We start from the raw sequence: 19,152 nt of genomic DNA on the forward strand, positions 1-19,152 counted from the left end.
GAGCAGGCCTCGTCTCCACCGCCGACCGCCGCCCCGACCTCGCGGACGATCCCCTCCTCGTCGGCGACCACGGCGCCGTCCCGCGCAAGCGGTGACCGGCGCGACCGTCCAGGTGGTCGAACCGCGCGACGACGGCTGCGTCGTCCGGTGCCTGACCGGCGAGGTCACGAACGGGACGACGTTCACGCACGTCCGCACGCCGTCCGGCGAGACCCGCGAGATGCGCCTGCGCGTGACCGCGATCTGGAGTCCGCGGCGTTCTGGCTGGACGCGGCCGCCGGGCGGCCGGAACTGCGCGACGGCATCGTGCGGATGTTCGTCGCCGCCGCCCGGCCCGCGCCCGAGGCGATGATCGTGCTCGTGCGCGGGTGGGCGGCGGGGGACGCGGCGCGGCGGGGGATCCGGGACGCGATCGTGCTCGGGCTGTCGCGTCCGTGGTGGTTGTGGCTGGCCAGGTGGCTCGCCGTGCGGGCGTCCGGGATGGTCGCGGGGCGGTGATCAGCCGGTCGGGGGCGTCCAGTCGGCGGGGATGTGGGCGAGGCGGACGCGCTGGGGGTGGTCGCCGACGGGGACGGACGCGATCTTGCGGCCGGTGGCGAAGCTGATCGCGGTGACCTGGTCGGTGCCGCTCTCGGAGATGACGCACGACTTGCCGTCGCCGCTGACGGTCGCCCAGTAGGGCTTGGACGCGGTGACGAGGGGGCCTTCCTGCAGGGTGGCGCGGTCGACGATCGTGGCGTAGTCGTCCATCGTGCCGGCGATGCAGAGCTTCGAGCCGTCGGGGCTCATCGACATGCCGTGGTGGCGGGAGTCGTTGACGAACGTGGTGCGGTCGTCGCTGGTCTCGGGGTTCTTCGGGAGTTCCTTGACGCGGGTGATCGTGTCGGACTCGACGTCGTACTCGAGGAAGCCGTTGAAGAACGACACCTGGAAGTACAGCTTCGACTCGTCGGGGGTGAACGCGACGGGGCGGACGGCGTCGGAGAGGTCGTCGCGGCCGAAGGCGTCGAGGCGGTCGCGCATGTCGATGGTGCGGACGACCTCGAAGGTGGTGGTGTCGGCGATGGTGATGCGGCGGTCGCCCTTGGCGAAGTCGAGCCACGGCGCGTCGAGGTCGTTGTTGACCTCGCCGATCGACATGTTCCAGAGGTACCGGCCGTTCTGCGTGTAGACGTTCTCGTGCGGCTTGTCGCCCGTGGCGAACGAGCCGATCTGCTCGCCGGTCTCGATGTCGAGGGCGTGCACGGTGTTGGACGTCGAGGCGGACACGGCGACCGAGTTGCCGTCGGGCGAGACGGCCATGTGGTCGGCGCGGTGGCCGGAGACGGGGAAGCGCCAGTTGACGGCGCCGGTCTCGAGGTCGATGGAGACGACGTCGGCGAAGCTGGGGCGGGACACGACCATGGAGCGGCCGTCGGGGGTGGAGTACATGTCGTCGACGTACTGGTCGTGGCCCTCGCCGACGGTGATGCGGACGCCCAGGAAGAAGATCAGCTTGACGGGGTCGCTGTAGATCTCCCGGAGGCGTTCCTCCTTGTCGGGGATGACGTTGATGCGGCCGATGGCCTCGAAGTCGCCGCGCGCCTCGATGACGTGCGCGGTGCCGTCCCAGTTGTTGCCGACGAACATCACCTCGCGGAGGTCCGCCGCGTGGGCGGGGGCGGCGGTGAGTGTGGCGGTGAGGGCCGCGGCGGCGAGGCCGCAGCTGATCGTCCGGGGCTTCATGGCCGCTCCTCGCGGTGTTACTTTTCGGTAGCCGATAGGAAAGCAAGCGCCCGCACGGTCCCGGTAGGGGGCGGCGGACAAGACGGTGCATGTTGATTGGAACCGGCCCACAACCCCGGCGGTGATCGTGCACGAGGACTTCGCTTCGGTGCTGCGCGGGATGGCGACGGACGCGGGCGTGATCGACGAGGTCGTCCGGGCGGCGCGGAGCCAGTCGCCGCCGGTGGCGCGGCTGCCGGAGGAGGAGACGCGGCGGCACGTCGCGCTGGTGCTGCCGGTGGTGCTGGCGCGGGAGGGCGACCTGGCGGCGGCGGCGCGGCTGGGCGCGGACCGGGCGGCGCAGGGGGTGCCGATCACGGCGCTGCTGCACGGCGTGCAGGCGGGACGGAGCCGCGCGGCGCAGATCGCGGTGGTGCGGGGGCGGGCGGCGGGCGTGCCGGAGCAGGTGATGCTGACGGCGCTGCTGGAGCTCGAACCGCGGGTGGGGGCGCTGGAGCGGGCGGTGGTGAACGGGTACCGGACGGCCGAACTGGAGCTGGCGCGGACGGCGCGGGACGTCCGGTTCCAGGTGCTGCGGCGGCTGCTGCACGGGGAGGCCCCGGCGGACGAGGACGTCCTGCACGCGGGGCTGCGGCCGGACGGGCTGTACCGGTGCCTGACGTCGAACGTCGCCGACCCGGTGCAGGTGCGGGCGGTGGAGCGGCGGCTCGCGGTGTGCGGCGGCGTGTTCGGGCTGGTGGACGGCCGTCTGTCGGGCCTGACGCCCCGGTTGCCGGACGGCCTGGACGACGACGTGCTCGTGGTGTGCGCGCCGCCGGCGCGGCTCGGCGAGGTGGACGAACTGTACGCGCTGTGCGGGGCCGCGCTGGGGGCGGCGGAGGCGCGGGGCCTGCGCGGGCTGCGGGAGCTGACGGATCTGGCGGGGGTGACGGCGCTGGCGGCGCAGCCCGCGCTGGCGAGGCTGCTGAACCGGACGCTGCTGGGCCCGCTGAACCCGGACGATCCGTTCCACCGCGAGCTCGCGGCGACCGCGCTGGCGTACCTCGACCACGAGCGCCGGCTGGACCGGACGGCCGCGGCGCTGCACGTCCATCCGAACACCGTCCGGTACCGGCTGGGCCGGCTGGAGGAGGTCGTCGGCGCGTCGCCGGGCGCGGAGGGCACGGTGCTCGACACGCTCCGCTGGTGGTGGGCCCTGCACACGTGGCTGGAACGGACGACCGAGGCCGGTTGACGCTCGCCCCGGCGGGGCCCCGGCCGGGTGGCCGGGGCCCTCGGGGGTCAGGGGTGGGGGATGTTGAGGGTGGTGGCGAGGCGGTCCAGGTGCAGGGTGGCGTCGCCGTGGGATAGGGCGGTGGACATGGCGTGCCGGGAGAACAGGTGCAGGTCGTGTTCACGGGTGAAGCCGATCGCGCCGTGCACCTGGTGGCCGAGCGCGCACACCCGTTCGTACGCCTCGCTCACCCACGCCTTGGCCGTCGAGACTTCCTGCCACGCCTCGCGGCCGGACGAGAGCCGCCAGATCGCCTCGTAGGCGATGAAGCGGGAGCCGAGGACGTCGATGGCCATGTCGGCGCAGTGATGCTGCACCGCCTGGAACGTCCCGATGGGGCGGCCGAACTGGTGCCGCTCCGCCGCGTACGCGACCGTCATGTCGAGCACCCGTTGCGCGGCGCCGACCATCTCCGCGCAGGTCGCCGCGGTGCCGAACAGCGAGATCGCGTCCGCGGCGGCCCGGTCGGCGCCGAGGACGTCGTCCGGTGCGACGCGGACGCCCGCGAGGTCGAGGTGGCACGGGCGGTCGAGGCCGAGCGTCCCCGCCGGATGCGGGGTCACGGACGACGCGTCCACCCAGAACGCGCGGGGTTCGCCGTCCAGCCGCGCCACGACGAGGACGTTCTCGGCGGACGCGGCGAACGGGACGAACGTCGCGACGCCGTCGAGGACGTACCCGGGCCCGTCGCGGCGTGCGGCCGGTCCCTCGCCGGGCCGGTCCCACGGGAGGGGCGCGGCGGTCGCGACGCGCCCGGCGGCGATCGCGCCGAGCCAGCGTTCGCGTTGCGCCGGGGTGCCGAACCGGGCGATCGGCATGCCGCACGCGGCGACGGACGCGGCGAGCGGGCTCGGGACGAGCGCGTACCCGAGCTCCTCGAACAGCAGGCAGGCGTCGAGGAAGTCGCCGCCCGCGCCGCCGGCGTCCTCGGGGAACGGCAGGCCGGTCCAGCCGAGCCCGGCCATCTCCTTCCACAGGTCCGCCGAGTGCCCCGCCGGGTCGCCGTCCATCGCCCGCGCCCCGGCGGCCGCGCCGCGGGAGGCCAGGAGCCCGCGGGCGGTCGCGGCGATGAGCTCCTGGTCCTCGGTGCGGGTCAGGTCCATGGCGGGATCTTGTCGGAGCGGACCCACACGCCCGGCCGTTCCTCCCAGAACAGCTGGACGAGGACGCCGCCGGTGTGCTTCGGGTGGATGAACGCGTCCCGCCACGCGGCGCCGTCGGTGGCGCCCTCGTTCTCGCCGAACGTGGGCGTGTCGTGGCGGCGGCAGGCGTCCATGGCGCGGTCCCAGTCGGCGACCTCGAACGTGACGTGGTGCGCGGCGGCGCCGTTGCGGTCCCAGAACCGCTCGATGAACGAGTCCTCGCCGCGCGGCATGATCACCTCCCAGCAGATCGCCGAGCCGGGGATGTTGAGGACGAGGTCGGCCATGTCGGGGTGCTCGTCGTCGGCGGTGCGCCAGACCTGGACGAACCCGGCGAGGTCGCGGTACCAGCGGGCGAGCTCGTCGCGGTCGGGGAACGCCTGGCAGACGTGGTCGAGCGCGACGATGCCGAGGGACGGGCCGTCCGGTGCGTCCCACGGGCCGGTCGCGGCGTCCGGGGTGTCGCCGCACATGGCGAGGCCGCCGGGGCCGCGGAGGCGCCACAGCACGCCGGGGCCGCGCTCGGGCGGGCTGAGGGACGCCTCGAGCCAGCGGCCCCGCTCGCCCGCGGTCGGCTTGATGCCGCGCACCTCGAGTTCGGCGCGGGCCGCCTCGAGGTCGGGCACCTCGGCGCCGACGTGGTGCAGGCCGGGGCGGCCGCCGTGGTCGTCGAGGAACGCCTGCAGGGCGGAGCCGTCCCCGGCGGGCTCCACGACCTCCCACGCCTGGCCGTGGCTGCCGGGGATCTCCAGGCGGGCGCCGCGCGCGCCCTCGGCGGGGTTGTCCCATGTGCGCGCGCGCCGGAAACCGAAGAGCCCTTCAAGGAGCTCGACTTGGGCGTCGAGGTCGGTGGTCACCTGCGCGACGTGGTCGATCCGGTAGATCTGCACGGGTGCCTCCTAGCTCGGGTGGGGTTCGATCCAGTCGTAACCGCTGGTGACGAGTTCCTTGACGAGGCGCAGGTTGTAGCGGTTCATCGCCGCGATGCGCCGCGCCAGCTCGCCGACCCGCTCGTCGAACTCCGCGGCCGGGTACACGTCGTTGACGAGCCCGAGCCGCAGCGCGCGCTCTGCGTCGATGCGCGCGCCGGTGAACAGCAGCTCCTTCGCGCGGGCCTTGCCGATCCGTTCCGGGAGCCGCTTGACGCCGCCCCAGCCGGGCGCCGAGCCGCCGTACTCGGGCTGGTCGGGGTCGCCGTCCTCGGTCATCTTCGGCCGGTACGGGGGCCGCGCCGACAGGGTGATCTCGACCAGGCCCATCTTGGCGTCGTCGGACGCGACGATGAAGTCGGCGGCGAGCGCCAGTTCGAGGCCGCCGCCGACCGCGTAGCCGTGCACGGCCGCGACGACCGGGACGGACGTGCGCTCCATCATCGCGAACGTCTTCTCGCCGAGGCGTCCCTGCTCGACGCGCTCGCGCGGGGTGAGCTTCTCGGACCAGGCCAGGTCCATCCCGGCGCAGAACGCGCGCTCCCCGGCGCCGCGCAGGACGACGACGCACACGTCCTCGTCGTCGTCGACGCGGGTGAAGACGTCCCGCAGCTCGTGCATCGTCGTGGGGGTGAGCGCGTTGAGCTTGTCGGGACGGTTCAGGGTCAGCCAGGCCACCCGTTCGTCGAGCCTCAGGTCGATGGTCTCGTAGTCGCCGTATCCGGTGTCGGGCATGCGCTTCTCGCTCCTCCTGGTAGGGATCGGCTCGTGGGGGTCAGCGGGGCAGGTTCAGGCCCCGGGTGGCGATGACGTTCCGCTGGATCTCGGTGGTCCCGCCGAGGAAGGTGGACGCGACCGAGTCGCGGACCATGTGGGTCCAGTAGGCGTTCATGGGTGCGTCGTCGCGTTCCCAAAGGTCGGCGTACCGTCCGAACGCGCGCGCGCCGGTGCGCGCAAGGCGCTGGTGGAGTTCCGCACCGAAGAGCTGGTTGACGGACGCCTCGTACCCCGGTTCTTCACCCGCGGCCTGGCGCGACACGGTGTGGCGCGCCAGGTTGTACAGCACCCGGATCTCGGTGTGGCGGCGGGCGATCTCCCGCCGCAGGTCCGCGTCCGCGCGGGCGAACCGGGCGCCGTCCCGCGAGCGCAGGTACGCGACGAGCTCGGCGAGCGCCTGCTCGTACTTGATCGTCGCGCCGATCCCGGCCCGCTCGAAGCCGAGCGCGGTCATCGCGACGTACCAGCCGCGGTTCTCCTCGCCGACGCGGTTCGCGACCGGCACCCGGACGCCGTCGAAGAAGATCTCGCAGAACGGCGCGGCGCCCCGCAGGTCGGTGATGGGGCGGATCGTGACGCCCGGCGCGTCCGCCTCGACGAGCAGGAACGTGATGCCGCGGTGGCGGGGCTCGGCGTCGGGGTCGGTGCGGACGAGGACGAACAGCCAGTCGGCGTACTGGCCGAGCGACGTCCACACCTTCTGCCCGTCCACCACGTACACGTCGCCGTCGCGCACCGCGCGGGTGCGCAGGGACGCGAGGTCCGAGCCGGAGCCGGGCTCGGAGAACCCCTGGGCCCACGTCGCCTCGCCGCGCGCGATGGGCGGGAGGTGCGCGGCCTTCTGCTCGTCCGTCCCGTGCACGAGGAGCGTGGGTCCGAGAAGGAAGGCGCCGATGCCGTTCACGGTCGGGACGCGCGCGCGCATCATCTCCTCGTGCAGGATGAACTCCTCCATGGGAGACAGGCCCGCACCCCCGAATTCGGACGGCCAGTGCGGTGCGATCCATCCGCGTTGTGCGAGCGCGTGCGCCCACGCGCGCGCGCCGTCCCGCCTTACCGGATCGTCCGATACACGGTCGACGGGCCAGTTGTAGCCTGCGACGTCCTCGGGTTCGAGGCTCTGCTCCTCGTGCCACGCGGGCCTGTACGCGGCGGGGAAGTTCTCCCTGACGAACGCCCGCACCTCTTCGCGGAACGCGGCCTGCTGCGGTGTGTCGTCCCAGTTCACCGGCCGTCCGCCTCCCGGTCCCACGTCGTGGGGGTGATGCCGCCCTCGCCCTGGGCGCGCAGCCGGTACTTGGCGACCTTGTCGGTCGGGGTGCGCGGCAGGGCGTCGACGAACTCGACGTAGCGGGGGACCATCGCGCGCGGCAGCCGCTCCTCGCAGTACGCGATCAGTTCGGCCGGGTCGAGGCCGAGGTCCGGCTGCACCACGACCGACACCTTGATGTCCTCGTCCTCCAGCTCGGAGGGCACGCCGATCGCGGCGCACTCCAGCACCGCCGGATGATCGTTGATCTCGCACTCCAGGTCGAAGGCCGAGATGTTCTCGCCGCGCCGGCGGATGGCGTCCTTCATCCGGTCGAGGAAGAAGAAATAGCCGTCCTCGTCACGCCATACCCGATCTCCGGTGTGAAACCACATATTCCGGAAACAACGGGTGGTCGCCTCCCAGGCGCCGTAGTACCCGGTCGTGAGGACGAACGGCTGCTTCGGCCGCAGCACCAGTTCGCCCGGTTCGCCCGGCCCGACCTCCCGGTCCTGCTCGTCGACGACCGCGACGTGGAACCGCTCGTCGTGCGCCGTGCCGCACGAGCCCGTCCGCCACTCCCCGTACGGGCTGCCCGTCGCGATGCCCGCCTCGGTGCTCGTGTACGTCTCGACCGACCGGACGCCGAACCGCTCGCGCAGCGGCTCGTCCAGGTTCGACTTGCCCATGTAGAACGTCTCGAGCCGGTGGTCGCGGTCGCGCGGCGACGGCGGACGGTTCAGCAGGATCGGGATCATCGAGAACACGCTCATGCACACCTGCGCGTCGAAGCGGCGCACGTCGTCCCAGAACCGGGACGCGCTGAACTTCTCCACGATCGCGATCGACCCGCCGCCGAGGAGCGCCGACAGCATCCCGTCCCACAGCGCCGCCGCGTGGAACAGGGGCAGCGGGCAGTAGATCGTCTTGCCCCACCGGTCGAGGAAGTCGAGCGAGTCGTACGCGCAGGTCAGCGCGAGCGCGTGCGGCACCATCGCGCCCTTCGACGGGCCCGTGGTGCCCGACGTGTACATGATCGCCTGCAGGTCGCCGAACCCGACCGGGACGCGCACCGGGCCGTCCCCGTCGTCCGGCAGGCTCCCCAGCTCGCGGGCCGGTTTGCCGAGCCGGTCGAGGAGGATCCCGGCCCCGGCCGCGTCCCGGACGAGCACCCCCTCCAGCTTCGGGAGCCGCTCGGCCAGCTCGGGGAGCCGCTCGGCGTACGGGCCGTCGATGATCAGCCAGCGGGAGTCGGAGCTGGTCAGCACGTGCCGGAGCAGCTCGCCCCGGTAGCCGATGTTGACCGGCACGGCGACCGCGCCGAGCCGGGCCAGCGCGAACACGAGGGGCACGAAGTCGGGACAGTTCGGGAGCATCAGCGCCACGTGGTCGCCGCGCCCGACGCCGGCGCCGGACAGCGCCCGCGCCATCCGGTCGGCGGACGCGTCGACCTCGCCGTAGCTGATGTCGCCGTCCCGGAATCTGAGAAAGGTCTGCCTGCGGTGAATCTGCGCCTGCGACCGGAGAACATCGCCGAGGACGAAGCTCTCCAGCGTCTCCTTGCGCATCCGGGCCTCCGCTGTCGCTCGGGGGGCATGCGTGGTGACGGGGGTGCTGCGGGGGTGGGTGGCCGGCGGTCGAATCGAGATCATCCAGGATCTGGACAGTGCGCTAAATATCGGAACATACAACGCCATATACGGCAATAGTGTCCAAAACGGAACAAAATGGTCGCTTGGGACGTCAGGTGACAGTGTGGCCACGGCCGCTTCCGGGTACCCGAATTTCGGCGAAGCCGAAATGTGCGCGAATTCCGCGCCCAAATCGGCCCGTCCCATCGATCGCCATCACTCCGACGAATGGCGGCCATCCACGAGATCCATTTTTCGGATCGCCGCTCGATGCGCGAAGGTGGGCGGACCGATCACGGGAGGGAGCGCCGTGCCGCGCGTCGCAGGCAAGATCGTCGTCGCGACCGGGGCCGCGCGCGGGCAGGGCGCCGCCGCGGCCGCCGCACTCGCCCGCGAGGGCGCCACCGTCATCGCCACCGACCTCACCGCCCCGCCCGACGGGCACGCGGGTGACGGGGTCGGGTTCCGGCGGCGTTCCGGGCGGCGAACGACGCGCAGACGCCGCTCGGGCGCCCGGGCACGGTGGACGAGGTCGCGCCGCTCGTCGTGTTCCTGATCTCCGACGAGGCGTCCTACATCAGCGGCGCCGAGATCCCCGTGGACGGCGGCTACACGGCCCACGGCGGCGCGAAGCCGATCTCGGACGCCCTGCGCAACGCATAGCGGTTCGCGCGAGGCTGGCGTTTCCACACCGCCCAGGTGGTGGCCGCCGGCGGGTCGGAGGGCCACGACCTCCTCACCGTGGACGAGCGCGGGATCGCCGTCTCGGCGATCCCGGGTGTCAGGGGGGCCGAACTTTTAGAAAGACATCAGCGTCTATATGAGCATGGTCTCCCCTGACGGACGAGGAGTCGTGATGCGAACGCCGCGCCGCGTTGCCGCGCTCCTGACCACCGCTCCCCTTGCCGCGCTCCTGGCGGTCGCCGCGCCCTCCCCGGCGGCGGCCGCCCCCGACTACGAAAGGCTGTGCCCCGGTCCCGCCGCCGAACTGAAAGCGGTGCAGGCCCGCATCCGGGCCCACAACGCCCGACCGAACGTGAGCACCAGCGCCTCGTACGTCGCCTCCTACAACGCCGAGGCGGCGACCCTGCGGACCGAGCAGAACCGCGCCATATCCCGGCTCATGGCCTGCGAGCGGGCGCTCGACCGGGCGCAGGCGAAGCATCCGCGCACGCAGTTCATGACGCCCTCGGCGAACGTCGTCCAGAAGATCGAACGAACCCTCAAGAACGTCTCCACGGAAGAGAAGAACGCCGTCCAGCGGTGGAACGCCAAGACGTACGAGTTCCCCCGGTACGGGAAGGACCGGCACGGCAACGACAAGAAGGGCATGACCAAGCGGGTGGACATGCGCCCGCCCAAGCTCCCGCCGTCGGTCCACAGCCTCTACAAGGTGATCGACGACAACCGGCCCGACTTCCCGCCGACCACCTACCTCCGGGGCGTCCAGGCGCCCAAAATCGGTTCGCCCGACAACGCCTACCCCGCTTCGCGGAACCTGCGGGTCACCGGGGTGGCGATGGACCACATCGTTCCGCTGCGCCGGCTCGTCGCCCTGCCCGGCTTCCTGGAGCTCACCCCGCACAACATGTACGTCGTCGCCCACTCGCCGGTGAACGCCCAGTGGCTCTCCAAGAAGTCGAACGGGTCGAAGGGCTCGGGAAGCGCGGCTCTGACCGGCGGCACCACCACGGCATGGCGGCAGGAACAGGCCAGGATCCGCCAGGAAGCGGAAGAGGACCTCAAGGAACTCATCCAAGACCTGCTCAAGAGCCAGGGGAAGTGAACCGGATGCAGAACCTGCCCTACAGCCCGAACCAGCCGCCGCCTCCGTTCCCGCCCAGGCAGGCGAAGGGCCGGGGATCGCGCTTCCGGGTGATCGTGGCCGTCGCGGCGGTCTCCGTGCTCGCGGTCGTCTCCGGCGCCGGCTACGGGGTCTACCGCTGGACGCACCGGGACGAGGCGCGGATCCACGCCACGGTCGAGGAGTTCGCGCACGCGGTCGACCGGGAGGACATGGTCACCACGCTGGATCTGCTGTGCGCCGAGGAGGCGCGGAGCCTCGTCGAGTCCGGCGTCCCCGAGGACGAGCGCGGCGGGGACGAGAGCGCGGAGCGCCCGGTCGAGACGTCCGGCATCCGGATCGCCGGCGACCTGGCCGAGGTGCGCCTGACCCGCCCGGAGCAGGAGCCCGCCACGCTCTACCTGCGCAAGGAGGGCGGCACCTGGAAGATGTGCGACCCCGAGCGCGACCGCTGGCCCGGGTAGGCGCCGCCCGCTCGCACGGCGCCGCGGGACGGGACGGCCGCCGGTCGTCCCGTCCCGCGGCGTTCGCGCGCCGGGAAGTCAGTCGGGCTGCCGGGTCGCCGCCATCGTCTCCCGCTCGTAGGTGAGCAGGGCGTCGACGACGAGGTCCCGCTCGTCCGGCGACATCGGCTCGAACGCGGTGCGCCAGGCGGCGGCGCCGGCGCCGAGCCAGGACTCGATCGCGGGACGGTGCTCGTCGGCGATGCTCACGATCGTGCGGCGCCGGTCGCGCTCGTCCCCGCGGCGCAGCAGGACGCCCTGCCGGCCGAGGTCCCCGACCATCAGGCTCGGCGGCGACCCGGCGGAGGTCGAGGAGCACATCGGCGCCGAGACGTTCGCGGCGCTCCCGCTGCGGTTCGTCGACGGACCGGCGGGGCTGCGCGGCCTCGGGCTCACCGCCCGCGACGGCGCGGAGATCGCGCTGCGCGCCCCCTCCGCCGCCCCCGGCCTCGCCGAACTCGCCGCCCGGACGTCCCGGGTCAGCGGGGCGGCGGGTCGATCAGGACGCCGGGGTTGAGGACGCCCGCGGGGTCGAGGGCGGCCTTGGCCGCGCGGAGCGCGAGGGCGAACGGCTCGGGGCGCTGCCGGTCGTACCAGGGGCGGTGGTCGCGGCCGACCGCGTGGTGGTGGGTGATCGTGCCGCCGTGGGCCGCGATGGCGTCCGAGACGGCCGCCTTGATCTCGTCCCACTGCTCGACCGTCCGTCCCCAGGCGCCGGACGCGTAGACGCCGAAGTACGGGGCCGGGCCGTCCGGGTAGACGTGCGTGAACCTGCAGGTGACGACGCCGGTCGCGCCGACGGACGCGAGGGCCCGTTCGGCGGCGTCGCGGACGGCGTCGCGGAGGGCGTCGAAGCGGTCCCAGGTGCACGCCGTCTCGAACGTCTCCACGATCATCGAGCGGGCGGCCAGCGCGTCCCGCTGGTACGGCATCCGCAGGAACGCCGAGCGCCACGTCTCCGCCGTCCCGGTGCTCGCCCCGCGCGTGACGCCGTCCGGGATGCGGCCGTGGTCGCGGCAGATCTCCGCCGCCCGCTCCATCGGCGCGTCGACCGGGTGGTCGGCCGACTCGAACGCGAGGACGAGGACGCCGCCGGGCGCGGACGAGCCCGCGTTGACGAACGCCTCGGCGGGGTCGAGCAGCCGGCAGTTCGCCGGGAACAGCCCGGACTGGGCGATGGCGCGGGTGGCGGCGACGGCCGCGGCGTGGTCGTCGAACTCGACGGCCGCGCCGGTCCGCCACCGGGGGCGCTCGCGCAGCCGCAGCCACGCCTCGGTGATGACGCCGAGGGCGCCCTCCGAGCCGAGGAACATGCGGTCGGGCGAGGGGCCCGCGCCCGAGCCGGGCAGCCGCAGCGACTCGCCGGTCCCGGCCGGGGTGACGACCCGCATCGACTCCACCAGGTCGTCGATGTGGGTGTAGACGGTCGCGAAGTGGCCGCCCGCGCGGGTCGCCAGCCAGCCGCCGAGCGTCGAGAACTCGAACGACTGCGGGAAGTGCCGCAGCGTGAGGCCGGCCGGGCGCAGTTCCCGTTCCAGCGCGGGGCCCAGGATCCCGGCCTGGACGCGCGCCGCGCGGCTCGTGCGGTCGACTTCGAGCACGCGGCCGAGGCCGGTGAGGTCGAGGGAGACGACGCCCGGGTGGTCGTCCAGGTCGCGGGGTTCGACGCCGCCGACGACGGAGGTCCCGCCGCCGAACGGGATGACCGCGATGCCGGCGCCGGTGGCCCAGTCGAGGACGTCCACGACGTCCTGCTCGGTGCGGGGGCGCACCACCAGGTCGACGAAGCGGTCGAGGCGGCCGAGCAGGCACCGGACGACGTCGCGGAACGCCTGCCCGTGGCTGTGCGCCGCCCGGTCCGCCGGGTCGCCGGACGCGAGGTGCTCCAGCGCGCGCGGCGCGCGCACCCTCGGGCGGGGGACGCCGAGGTCGGCGATCGCGGGCGGGCGGTGCTCGGTCAGGTCGGCGTCCGGCAGGAGCGCCGCCACCCGTTCAGCGAGGACCCGCGCCTCCGCGCCGGTCACCGCGTCGGCGACGTTCCCCCAGCCCCACCACGACCGTTCCGCCATCGCCCGTCCTCCTCGTGCCGCGTCCGGAACACGCTGCCGTGGCGCGGCCGGCGGATCAAGACCACAAAACTAACCAGCTGGTAGGTTTTGCGTGTCGAACGGCGATCGAGGAGGACGAACGTGGGCTTTCCGGACGGGTTCCTGTGGGGTGCGGCGACGGGCGCCCACCAGACCGAGGGCAACAACGTCGCGAGCGACTTCTGGGCGCTGGAGAACCGGCCGGACGGCTTCCTGCCGGAGCGGAGCGGCGACGCGTGCGACTCCTACCACCGGTGGCCCGAGGACCTCGACATCGTGCGCGACGCGGGGCTCAACGCCTACCGGTTCGGCATCGAGTGGGCGCGGATCGAGCCCGTCGAGGGGCACGTGTCGCGGGCCGCGCTGGCGCACTACCGGCGCGTCATCGAGGGGTGCCTGGAGCGGGGGCTGACGCCGGTCGTGACCCTGCACCACTTCACGAGCCCGCTGTGGTTCGCGAAGGCGGGCGGCTGGACGGACGGCGGCGCGGTCGACCGGTTCCGCCGGTACGTGCGGGGGGTGCGACCGATCCTGGACGGCGTCCCGTGGGTGTGCACGATCAACGAGCCGAACATGCTCGCGATGATGGCGAACATGGTGAAGCGCGAGAAGCGCAGCGAGAACGTCGCCGGGGCCATGCCCCCGCCCGACCCGGCCGTCGCCGACGCGCTCACGGAGGCGCACCGCGCCGCGCGGGAGGAACTCGCACCGCTGGCGTCGGGATGGACGATCGCGAACCAGAACTTCGAGGCCGTCGACGGCGCGGAGGCCGAGCGGGACGAATGGGCCTGGTCGCGCGAGGACCGGTTCATCGACGCGGCGAAGGACGACGACTTCGTCGGCGTGCAGGCGTACACGCGGGTGCGGATCGGCCGGGACGGGGCGCTGCCGGAGCCGGACGGCGCGCGCCGCACCCTCACCGGCTGGGAGTTCTACCCGGCGGCGCTCGGCGGCGCGGTGCGGCACACGGCGGCGCGGATCCCGGGGGTGCCGATCCTCGTGACGGAGAACGGCATCGCGACCCGGGACGACGCCGAGCGGATCGAGTACACGCGGGGCGCGCTCGCGGGCCTGCGGGACGCGATGGCCGACGGCGCGGACGTCCGCGGGTACCTGCACTGGTCGCTGCTCGACAACTACGAGTGGGGGACGTACGCGCCGACGTTCGGGCTCGTCGCGGTCGACCGGGACACGTTCGCCCGCACGGTGAAGCCGAGCGCCCGGTGGCTCGGCGAGGTCGCCCGCACCGGCGACCTGGGCTGACGGGAAGGGGGCCGGCCGCGGCGCGGTGCGGCCGGCCCCCGGTCTCACGACTCCGGTCTCACGACTCCGCGCGGACGGCGGCGACGAGTTCGTCCACGACGTCGCCGGTCAGGCCGATGCCGAACGTGCTGAACTTCGCCAGCGGGATCCCGCGGGCGAGCGCCAGCAGCGCGGGCGACCCCTGCGAGGCGAGGCCGTCGGCCTTGCGCAGCCGCGACTTCAGCACCCGCGAGCCGACCGGGTGGTCGAGCCACTCGCCGAGCGTGGACATGCGGCCGAGTTCGGCGGTGCGGCCGTCCCCGGGGGCGGACAGCTCGGCGCGGAGGCGGATGTCGCGGGACGACGCGCCGACCTCGACCGTGAACGCGCCGACGTCGACGCGCCAGTCGCCGAGGGACGGCGACCACCACGCGATGTCGCGGCCGGTGAGGTCGAACCGGACGCGGGTGCTCTCCCCCGGCTCCAGCCGGACCTTCGTGAAGCCGCGCAGCTCGTGCCGGGGCCGCGTCGGGAGCTCCTCGTCGAAGGCCACGTACAGCTGGACGACCTCGTGCGCCGCGCGGTCGCCGGCGTTCGCGACCGTGACCTCGACGGTCCACGCGTTCGTCCCGGTCTCGCGGGCGTCGATGTCGGAGTACTCGAACCGCGTGTACGACAGGCCGTGCCCGAACGGGTAGGCGACGTCGCGGCCGAGGGTGTCGTAGTAGCGGTAGCCCACGTACCGTCCCTCGCCGTACTCGACGTGGCCGTCCGCGCCGGGGAAGTGCAGGTGGGACGGGACGTCGGCGAGCCGGTTCGGGATCGTCTCGGTGAGCCGGCCGGACGGGCTGTGCACGCCGAGCAGCAGGTCGGCGATGGCGGAGCCGCCCGCCTGGCCGGGCAGCCAGCCCTCCAGGACGGCCCCGGCGGCGTCCTGCCACTCCGCGACGGACACGACGCCGCCGTTGGCGAGGACGACGGCGACCTCGGGGCACACGCCGGAGACGCGGCGCAGCAGGTCGGTCTGGACGGCGGGCAGGTCGATGGTCGTGCGGTCGAAGCCCTCGGACTCGGCCTGGTCGGGCAGGCCGAGGAAGACGACGGCGACGTCGGCGGACGCGGCGGCGGCGACGGCCTCGGCGGCGAGCGACGCGTCGGGCTCGCCGTCCAGCCGGTAGCCGGCGGCGAACGTCGCGTCGGCGCCCGCGCGGAGGGCGTCCCACGCGTTGTCGAGGCGGGTCGGGACGACGTGGGAGCTGCCGTGCCCCTGGTAGCGGGGGGTGCGGGCGAGTTCGCCGACGACGGCGACGCGCCGCCCGGCGGCCAGCGGGAGGACGCCGTCGTTCTTCAGCAGGACGATCGAGCCGCGCGCGGCCTCGCGGGCGAGTTCGTGGTGCGCGTCGACGTCCCAGTCGTCGAACCGCTCGGCGCGTCCCACCCGGTCGGCGAGCGCGATGACGCGGTCGGCGGCGCGGGTGACGGCGTCCTCGTCGAGGCGGCCCGCGCGGACGGCGTCGACGATCTCGTGGTCGGTGCGGGTGGGCGGCATCTCCAGGTCGAGACCGGCGGCGAGCGCGGCGACGCGGTCGTTGACGGCGCCCCAGTCGGAGACGACGACGCCGTCGAAGCCCCACTGCTCGCGCAGGACCTCGGTGAGCAGCCACGGGTTCTCGCTCGCGTACACGCCGTTGATCTTGTTGTAGGAGCACATCACCAGGTACGGGGCGGCCTCGCGGACGATGTGCTCGAACGCGGGCAGGTAGATCTCGCGGAGCGTCCGCTCGTCGACGTCCGCGCTGATCCGCATCCGGTCGGTCTCCTGGTTGTTGACCGCGAAGTGCTTGACGCACGCGCCGATGCCGCGGGACTGGATCCCGGCGACGAGCGCCGCCCCCATGACGCCGCTGACGTGCGGGTCCTCGGAGAAGTACTCGAAGTTGCGGCCGCACAGCGGGGACCGCTTGATGTTGACGCCGGGGCCGAGCAGGACGTCGGCGCCGAGCGCGGACGCCTCGCGGGCGAGGGCCTCGCCGACGCGCCGGGCCAGGTCGGCGTCCCAGGAGGAGCCGAGCGCGACGGCCGGGGGGAAGCACGTCGCGGGGACGCTGTCGGTCAGCCCGAGCGCGTCGCCGGACCCCTTGGTCTGGCGGCGGACGCCGTGCGGGCCGTCCGCGAGGGTGATCGCGGGGACGTCCCGCACCTCCTCGGTGTGCCAGGTGTCGCGGCCCGAGGTGAGCGACGCCCGCTCCTCCAGGGAGAGGCGCGCGGAGTCACGGTCGGTCTGTGTCATGCGGTTCCTTTGCGGGCGGGGACGGGTCGGCGGAGCCGGTGTCGGACGTCGCGGGCGGCGGGGCCGTGCCGGACGTCGCGGGCGTCGGCGGCGCGGGCTCGGCGGACAGTTCGAGGGTGAGCCCGAGCTGGCGGAGGAACGCGACGACGGACGCGTGCATGTCGACGGCCTCGGGTTCCAGGAGCCACTGCGTCTGCAGGCCGTCCATGAGGGCGAGGAACTGGCCGGCGACGATGCCCGCGTCGTGGTGCAGGGGCGGGTCGGGCCGCGCGAACAGCTCGGCGAACGCCTTGGTGAGCCGCTCGCGGAGCAGCCGGTAGCGCTGGACGAAGTAGTCGTGCGCGGGGTGCCCGGGGTCGGCGGCCTCGCCGGAGATCTTGACGTAGAGGCCGACCATGCCGGGCGTCCGCATGTTCCGGTGGACGATCCGGACGACCGCGTCCAGCAGCGCCTCGGGGCGCTCGTCGGTGCCGGGCCCGAACATCAGCGCGGCGTCGGCGCGGTCGCGGCGGCCGAGCACCTTGATCAGCACGTCCTCCTTGCCGGGGAAGTGGTGCAGCAGGCCCGCGTGGGTGAGCCCGGCGTGCGCGGCGATGTCGCGCAGGGAGACGGCGTGGAACCCGGACCGGGAGAACAGCTCGGTGGCCGAGTCGAGGATCGTCGCGCGGGTGCGCTCGCCCTTCGTCGGCCCCTTGCGGCCCGTCCCGCGGCCGGACGCGCGGCCCGTCGCGCGACCGGAGGCATGGCCGGTCGCGCGGCCGCCGGACGCCCGGCGCGGGGTCTGTTCGCTCATGGGTGCGGGCCTTCCTGGGATGTCGGGCTGGGCGGGTTCATCCTCCAGCGCATCCTTCGACCGAGCAAAACCTACCACGTGGTTAGTTCCGCGTGTATGCTCGCCGACACCCCGGCGGAACCTCCGACCGCCCGTGCGTGGAACAGCCGTTGTGCTCGGAGAACGGAGTAACGATGAAGAAGATCACGAGGGGGGTCGCGGCCCTCGCGGCCTGCGCCACGGCGGCGGCCGCGCTGAGCGCGTGCGGCGGCTCCGGCGGCGAGGGCGGCTCGTCCGACTCCCTCACCGTCGCGACCATGACCCTGCCGCAGAGCCTCGACCCCAAGGACGCGGCGGGCAGCGCGATGCCGTTCTTCCAGGCGGCCTACGACACGCTCGTCAAGCGCGAACCGGACGGGACGTACAGCCCGATGCTCGCCACGAAGTGGGAGTACAACGGCGACCGCACCGAGCTGACGCTCACCCTGCGCGGCGACGTGAAGTTCGACGACGGCACGCCGTTCGACGGGGCCGCCGTGAAGGCGAACATGGAGCGGTTCGCCAAGGGCGGCGGCGGGATGGCCAAGACGCTCGCGGACGTCGAGAAGATCGAGGTCACCGACGCGACGCACGTCGTCCTGCACCTGAAGCAGCCGAACCCGGCGATGCTGTTCTACCTCAGCGACGCCGCCGGGCTCATGGCCAACCCGGCGAAGTTCGACGACGCGGGCGACCCGCTGAAGACCAGGCCGGACGGCACCGGCCCGTACGACCTCGACTCCGGCCGGACGGCCATCGGCACGAAGTGGGTCTACACCGCCGCCACCGGCTACTGGGGCACGAAGCCGCCCTACAAGCAGCTCACGTTGCAGTACTTCGACAACGAGACCGCGATCGTCAACGGGCTCAAGACCGGGCAGGTCAACGCGGCCGTCCTGCAGACCGCCAACGCGCAGTCCCGCATCGAGAAGGACCCGGGCGTCGAGACGCAGAAGCAGGAGTTCGACTTCCAGGGCATCCTGCTGTTCGACCGCGGCGGGAAGATCACGCCCGCGCTCGCCGAGCCGAAGGTGCGGCAGGCCCTCAACCACGCCATCGACCGCAAGACGATGCTCGCCAAGATCCAGCAGGGCCGCGGCGAGGCGACGAGCCAGGTGTTCGGCACCGAGAGCGTCGCCTACCAGGAGGAACTCGACTCCTACTACTCCTACGACCCGGCCAAGGCCAAGCAGCTCCTCAAGGAGGCCGGCTACGCGGACGGCTTCGACCTGAAGCTGCCGCGCATCTCCGCCATCGTCCCCGACGCGCTCGCCTCCTCGCTGCAGACGTACTTCAAGGCGGTCGGCGTCGAACTGACCTGGGACGACATGGACGCGTCGGCCGTCCGGCGCATCTTCACCGACCGCGAGTACTCCGGCATGGTCATGAACATGGGCCAGTCGGCCAACGACTGGGTCGCGATCGGCGAGCTCGTGCTGCCCGGCACGTTCAACTTCTTCGCCACCACCGACGCGACCGTGCAGAAGCTGCTGCCGCAGATCAGCGCCGTCCAGCCGGACCAGGCCGAGGCGCAGCTGCACGAACTGAACCGGCACCTCGTCGAGGAGGCGTGGTTCGTCCCGTTCTACCGGCTGTCGTACCTGCACGTGTCGGACGGCAGCGTGACGATCAAGCCGCAGTCCGGCATGGCCCTGCCGTCGATCTACAACTACGCGCCGGCCGAATGAC

Annotated in this window: 17 protein-coding genes and 1 pseudogene; 8 read left to right on the forward strand and 10 right to left on the reverse strand. The window is 73.1% G+C overall.

The window, feature by feature from the left end:
- Positions 1 to 147: 147 nt before the first annotated feature.
- A complete protein-coding gene (locus tag AB0L25_RS01130) occupies positions 148 to 498 on the forward strand; it encodes a hypothetical protein (protein ID WP_500167329.1) in 351 nt (116 codons plus the stop codon).
- Here the strand turns inward: AB0L25_RS01130 and AB0L25_RS01135 are convergent, their stop codons facing one another.
- Positions 499 to 1,725 (reverse strand): YncE family protein, encoded by a 1,227-nt coding sequence (locus AB0L25_RS01135; RefSeq protein WP_500167331.1) that lies wholly within the window; start codon positions 1,723 to 1,725, stop codon positions 499 to 501.
- A gap of 121 nt (positions 1,726 to 1,846) precedes the next feature.
- Between AB0L25_RS01135 and AB0L25_RS01140 the strand changes: the two genes are divergently transcribed.
- Entirely contained in the window at positions 1,847 to 2,959 is a 1,113-nt protein-coding gene (locus tag AB0L25_RS01140; protein WP_500167333.1) for a helix-turn-helix domain-containing protein, read from the forward strand.
- Positions 2,960 to 3,006: 47 nt separating this feature from the next.
- Here the strand turns inward: AB0L25_RS01140 and AB0L25_RS01145 are convergent, their stop codons facing one another.
- Genes AB0L25_RS01145 through AB0L25_RS01165 form a run of 5 tightly spaced genes read right to left on the reverse strand, consistent with a single transcriptional unit; the run spans position 3,007 to position 8,663 of the window.
- Positions 3,007 to 4,101: an acyl-CoA dehydrogenase family protein gene (locus AB0L25_RS01145; RefSeq protein ID WP_500167335.1), complete on the reverse strand. Its 1,095-nt coding sequence runs from the start codon at positions 4,099 to 4,101 to the stop codon at positions 3,007 to 3,009.
- Positions 4,092 to 5,030, reverse strand: coding sequence for a VOC family protein (locus AB0L25_RS01150; protein WP_500167337.1), 939 nt, complete (start codon positions 5,028 to 5,030; stop codon positions 4,092 to 4,094). The genes AB0L25_RS01145 and AB0L25_RS01150 overlap by 10 nt, the downstream gene beginning before the upstream one ends.
- A 9-nt stretch (positions 5,031 to 5,039) precedes the next feature.
- The gene (locus AB0L25_RS01155) at positions 5,040 to 5,804 is read right to left on the reverse strand and encodes an enoyl-CoA hydratase/isomerase family protein (protein ID WP_500167339.1); all 765 of its coding nucleotides are present in this window, start codon (positions 5,802 to 5,804) and stop codon (positions 5,040 to 5,042) included.
- 40 nt (positions 5,805 to 5,844) lie between these two features.
- Positions 5,845 to 7,074: an acyl-CoA dehydrogenase family protein gene (locus AB0L25_RS01160; protein WP_500167341.1), complete on the reverse strand. Its 1,230-nt coding sequence runs from the start codon at positions 7,072 to 7,074 to the stop codon at positions 5,845 to 5,847.
- Positions 7,071 to 8,663 (reverse strand): AMP-binding protein, encoded by a 1,593-nt coding sequence (locus AB0L25_RS01165; protein ID WP_500167343.1) that lies wholly within the window; start codon positions 8,661 to 8,663, stop codon positions 7,071 to 7,073. The genes AB0L25_RS01160 and AB0L25_RS01165 overlap by 4 nt, the downstream gene beginning before the upstream one ends.
- A 546-nt stretch (positions 8,664 to 9,209) precedes the next feature.
- Between AB0L25_RS01165 and AB0L25_RS01170 the strand changes: the two are divergent.
- The 3 genes and pseudogenes from AB0L25_RS01170 to AB0L25_RS01180 all read left to right on the forward strand — a co-directional run.
- Positions 9,210 to 9,389, forward strand: a pseudogene (locus tag AB0L25_RS01170) (SDR family oxidoreductase); the annotation flags it as partial.
- 193 nt (positions 9,390 to 9,582) lie between these two features.
- Positions 9,583 to 10,512 (forward strand): hypothetical protein, encoded by a 930-nt coding sequence (locus tag AB0L25_RS01175; RefSeq protein WP_500167345.1) that lies wholly within the window; start codon positions 9,583 to 9,585, stop codon positions 10,510 to 10,512.
- Between the two features lie 5 nt (positions 10,513 to 10,517).
- Complete coding sequence (locus tag AB0L25_RS01180; RefSeq protein WP_500167347.1) at positions 10,518 to 10,994, forward strand: Rv0361 family membrane protein; 477 nt, start codon at positions 10,518 to 10,520, stop codon at positions 10,992 to 10,994.
- A gap of 78 nt (positions 10,995 to 11,072) precedes the next feature.
- On the opposite strand, the gene AB0L25_RS01185 is transcribed toward AB0L25_RS01180, so the two are convergent.
- Complete coding sequence (locus tag AB0L25_RS01185; RefSeq protein WP_500167348.1) at positions 11,073 to 11,243, reverse strand: hypothetical protein; 171 nt, start codon at positions 11,241 to 11,243, stop codon at positions 11,073 to 11,075.
- On the opposite strand from AB0L25_RS01185, the gene AB0L25_RS01190 reads away from it, so the two are divergent.
- Complete coding sequence (locus AB0L25_RS01190; RefSeq protein ID WP_500167350.1) at positions 11,236 to 11,550, forward strand: hypothetical protein; 315 nt, start codon at positions 11,236 to 11,238, stop codon at positions 11,548 to 11,550. The genes AB0L25_RS01185 and AB0L25_RS01190 overlap by 8 nt on opposite strands.
- Here AB0L25_RS01190 and AB0L25_RS01195 read toward each other — a convergent pair.
- A complete protein-coding gene (locus tag AB0L25_RS01195) occupies positions 11,513 to 13,102 on the reverse strand; it encodes an FAD-binding oxidoreductase (protein ID WP_500167352.1) in 1,590 nt (529 codons plus the stop codon). The two genes, AB0L25_RS01190 and AB0L25_RS01195, sit on opposite strands and share 38 nt — an antisense overlap.
- Positions 13,103 to 13,222: 120 nt before the next feature.
- Between AB0L25_RS01195 and AB0L25_RS01200 the strand changes: the two genes are divergently transcribed.
- Positions 13,223 to 14,383: a glycoside hydrolase family 1 protein gene (locus tag AB0L25_RS01200; protein WP_500167354.1), complete on the forward strand. Its 1,161-nt coding sequence runs from the start codon at positions 13,223 to 13,225 to the stop codon at positions 14,381 to 14,383.
- Between the two features lie 58 nt (positions 14,384 to 14,441).
- Here the strand turns inward: AB0L25_RS01200 and AB0L25_RS01205 are convergent, their stop codons facing one another.
- Positions 14,442 to 16,652 (reverse strand): glycoside hydrolase family 3 C-terminal domain-containing protein, encoded by a 2,211-nt coding sequence (locus AB0L25_RS01205; protein WP_500167356.1) that lies wholly within the window; start codon positions 16,650 to 16,652, stop codon positions 14,442 to 14,444.
- Positions 16,633 to 17,445 (reverse strand): TetR/AcrR family transcriptional regulator, encoded by an 813-nt coding sequence (locus tag AB0L25_RS01210; protein WP_500167358.1) that lies wholly within the window; start codon positions 17,443 to 17,445, stop codon positions 16,633 to 16,635. Before AB0L25_RS01210 ends, AB0L25_RS01205 begins: the two co-directional genes overlap by 20 nt.
- 173 nt (positions 17,446 to 17,618) lie before the next feature.
- Here AB0L25_RS01210 and AB0L25_RS01215 point away from each other — a divergent pair, with 173 nt between their 5' ends.
- The gene (locus tag AB0L25_RS01215; protein ID WP_500167360.1) at positions 17,619 to 19,151 is read left to right on the forward strand and encodes an ABC transporter substrate-binding protein; all 1,533 of its coding nucleotides are present in this window, start codon (positions 17,619 to 17,621) and stop codon (positions 19,149 to 19,151) included.
- The last annotated feature ends 1 nt before the right edge of the window (position 19,152 follow it).

This window comes from Spirillospora sp. NPDC052242 (assembly GCF_040679555.1).
GTDB lineage: Bacteria > Actinomycetota > Actinomycetes > Streptosporangiales > Streptosporangiaceae > Spirillospora.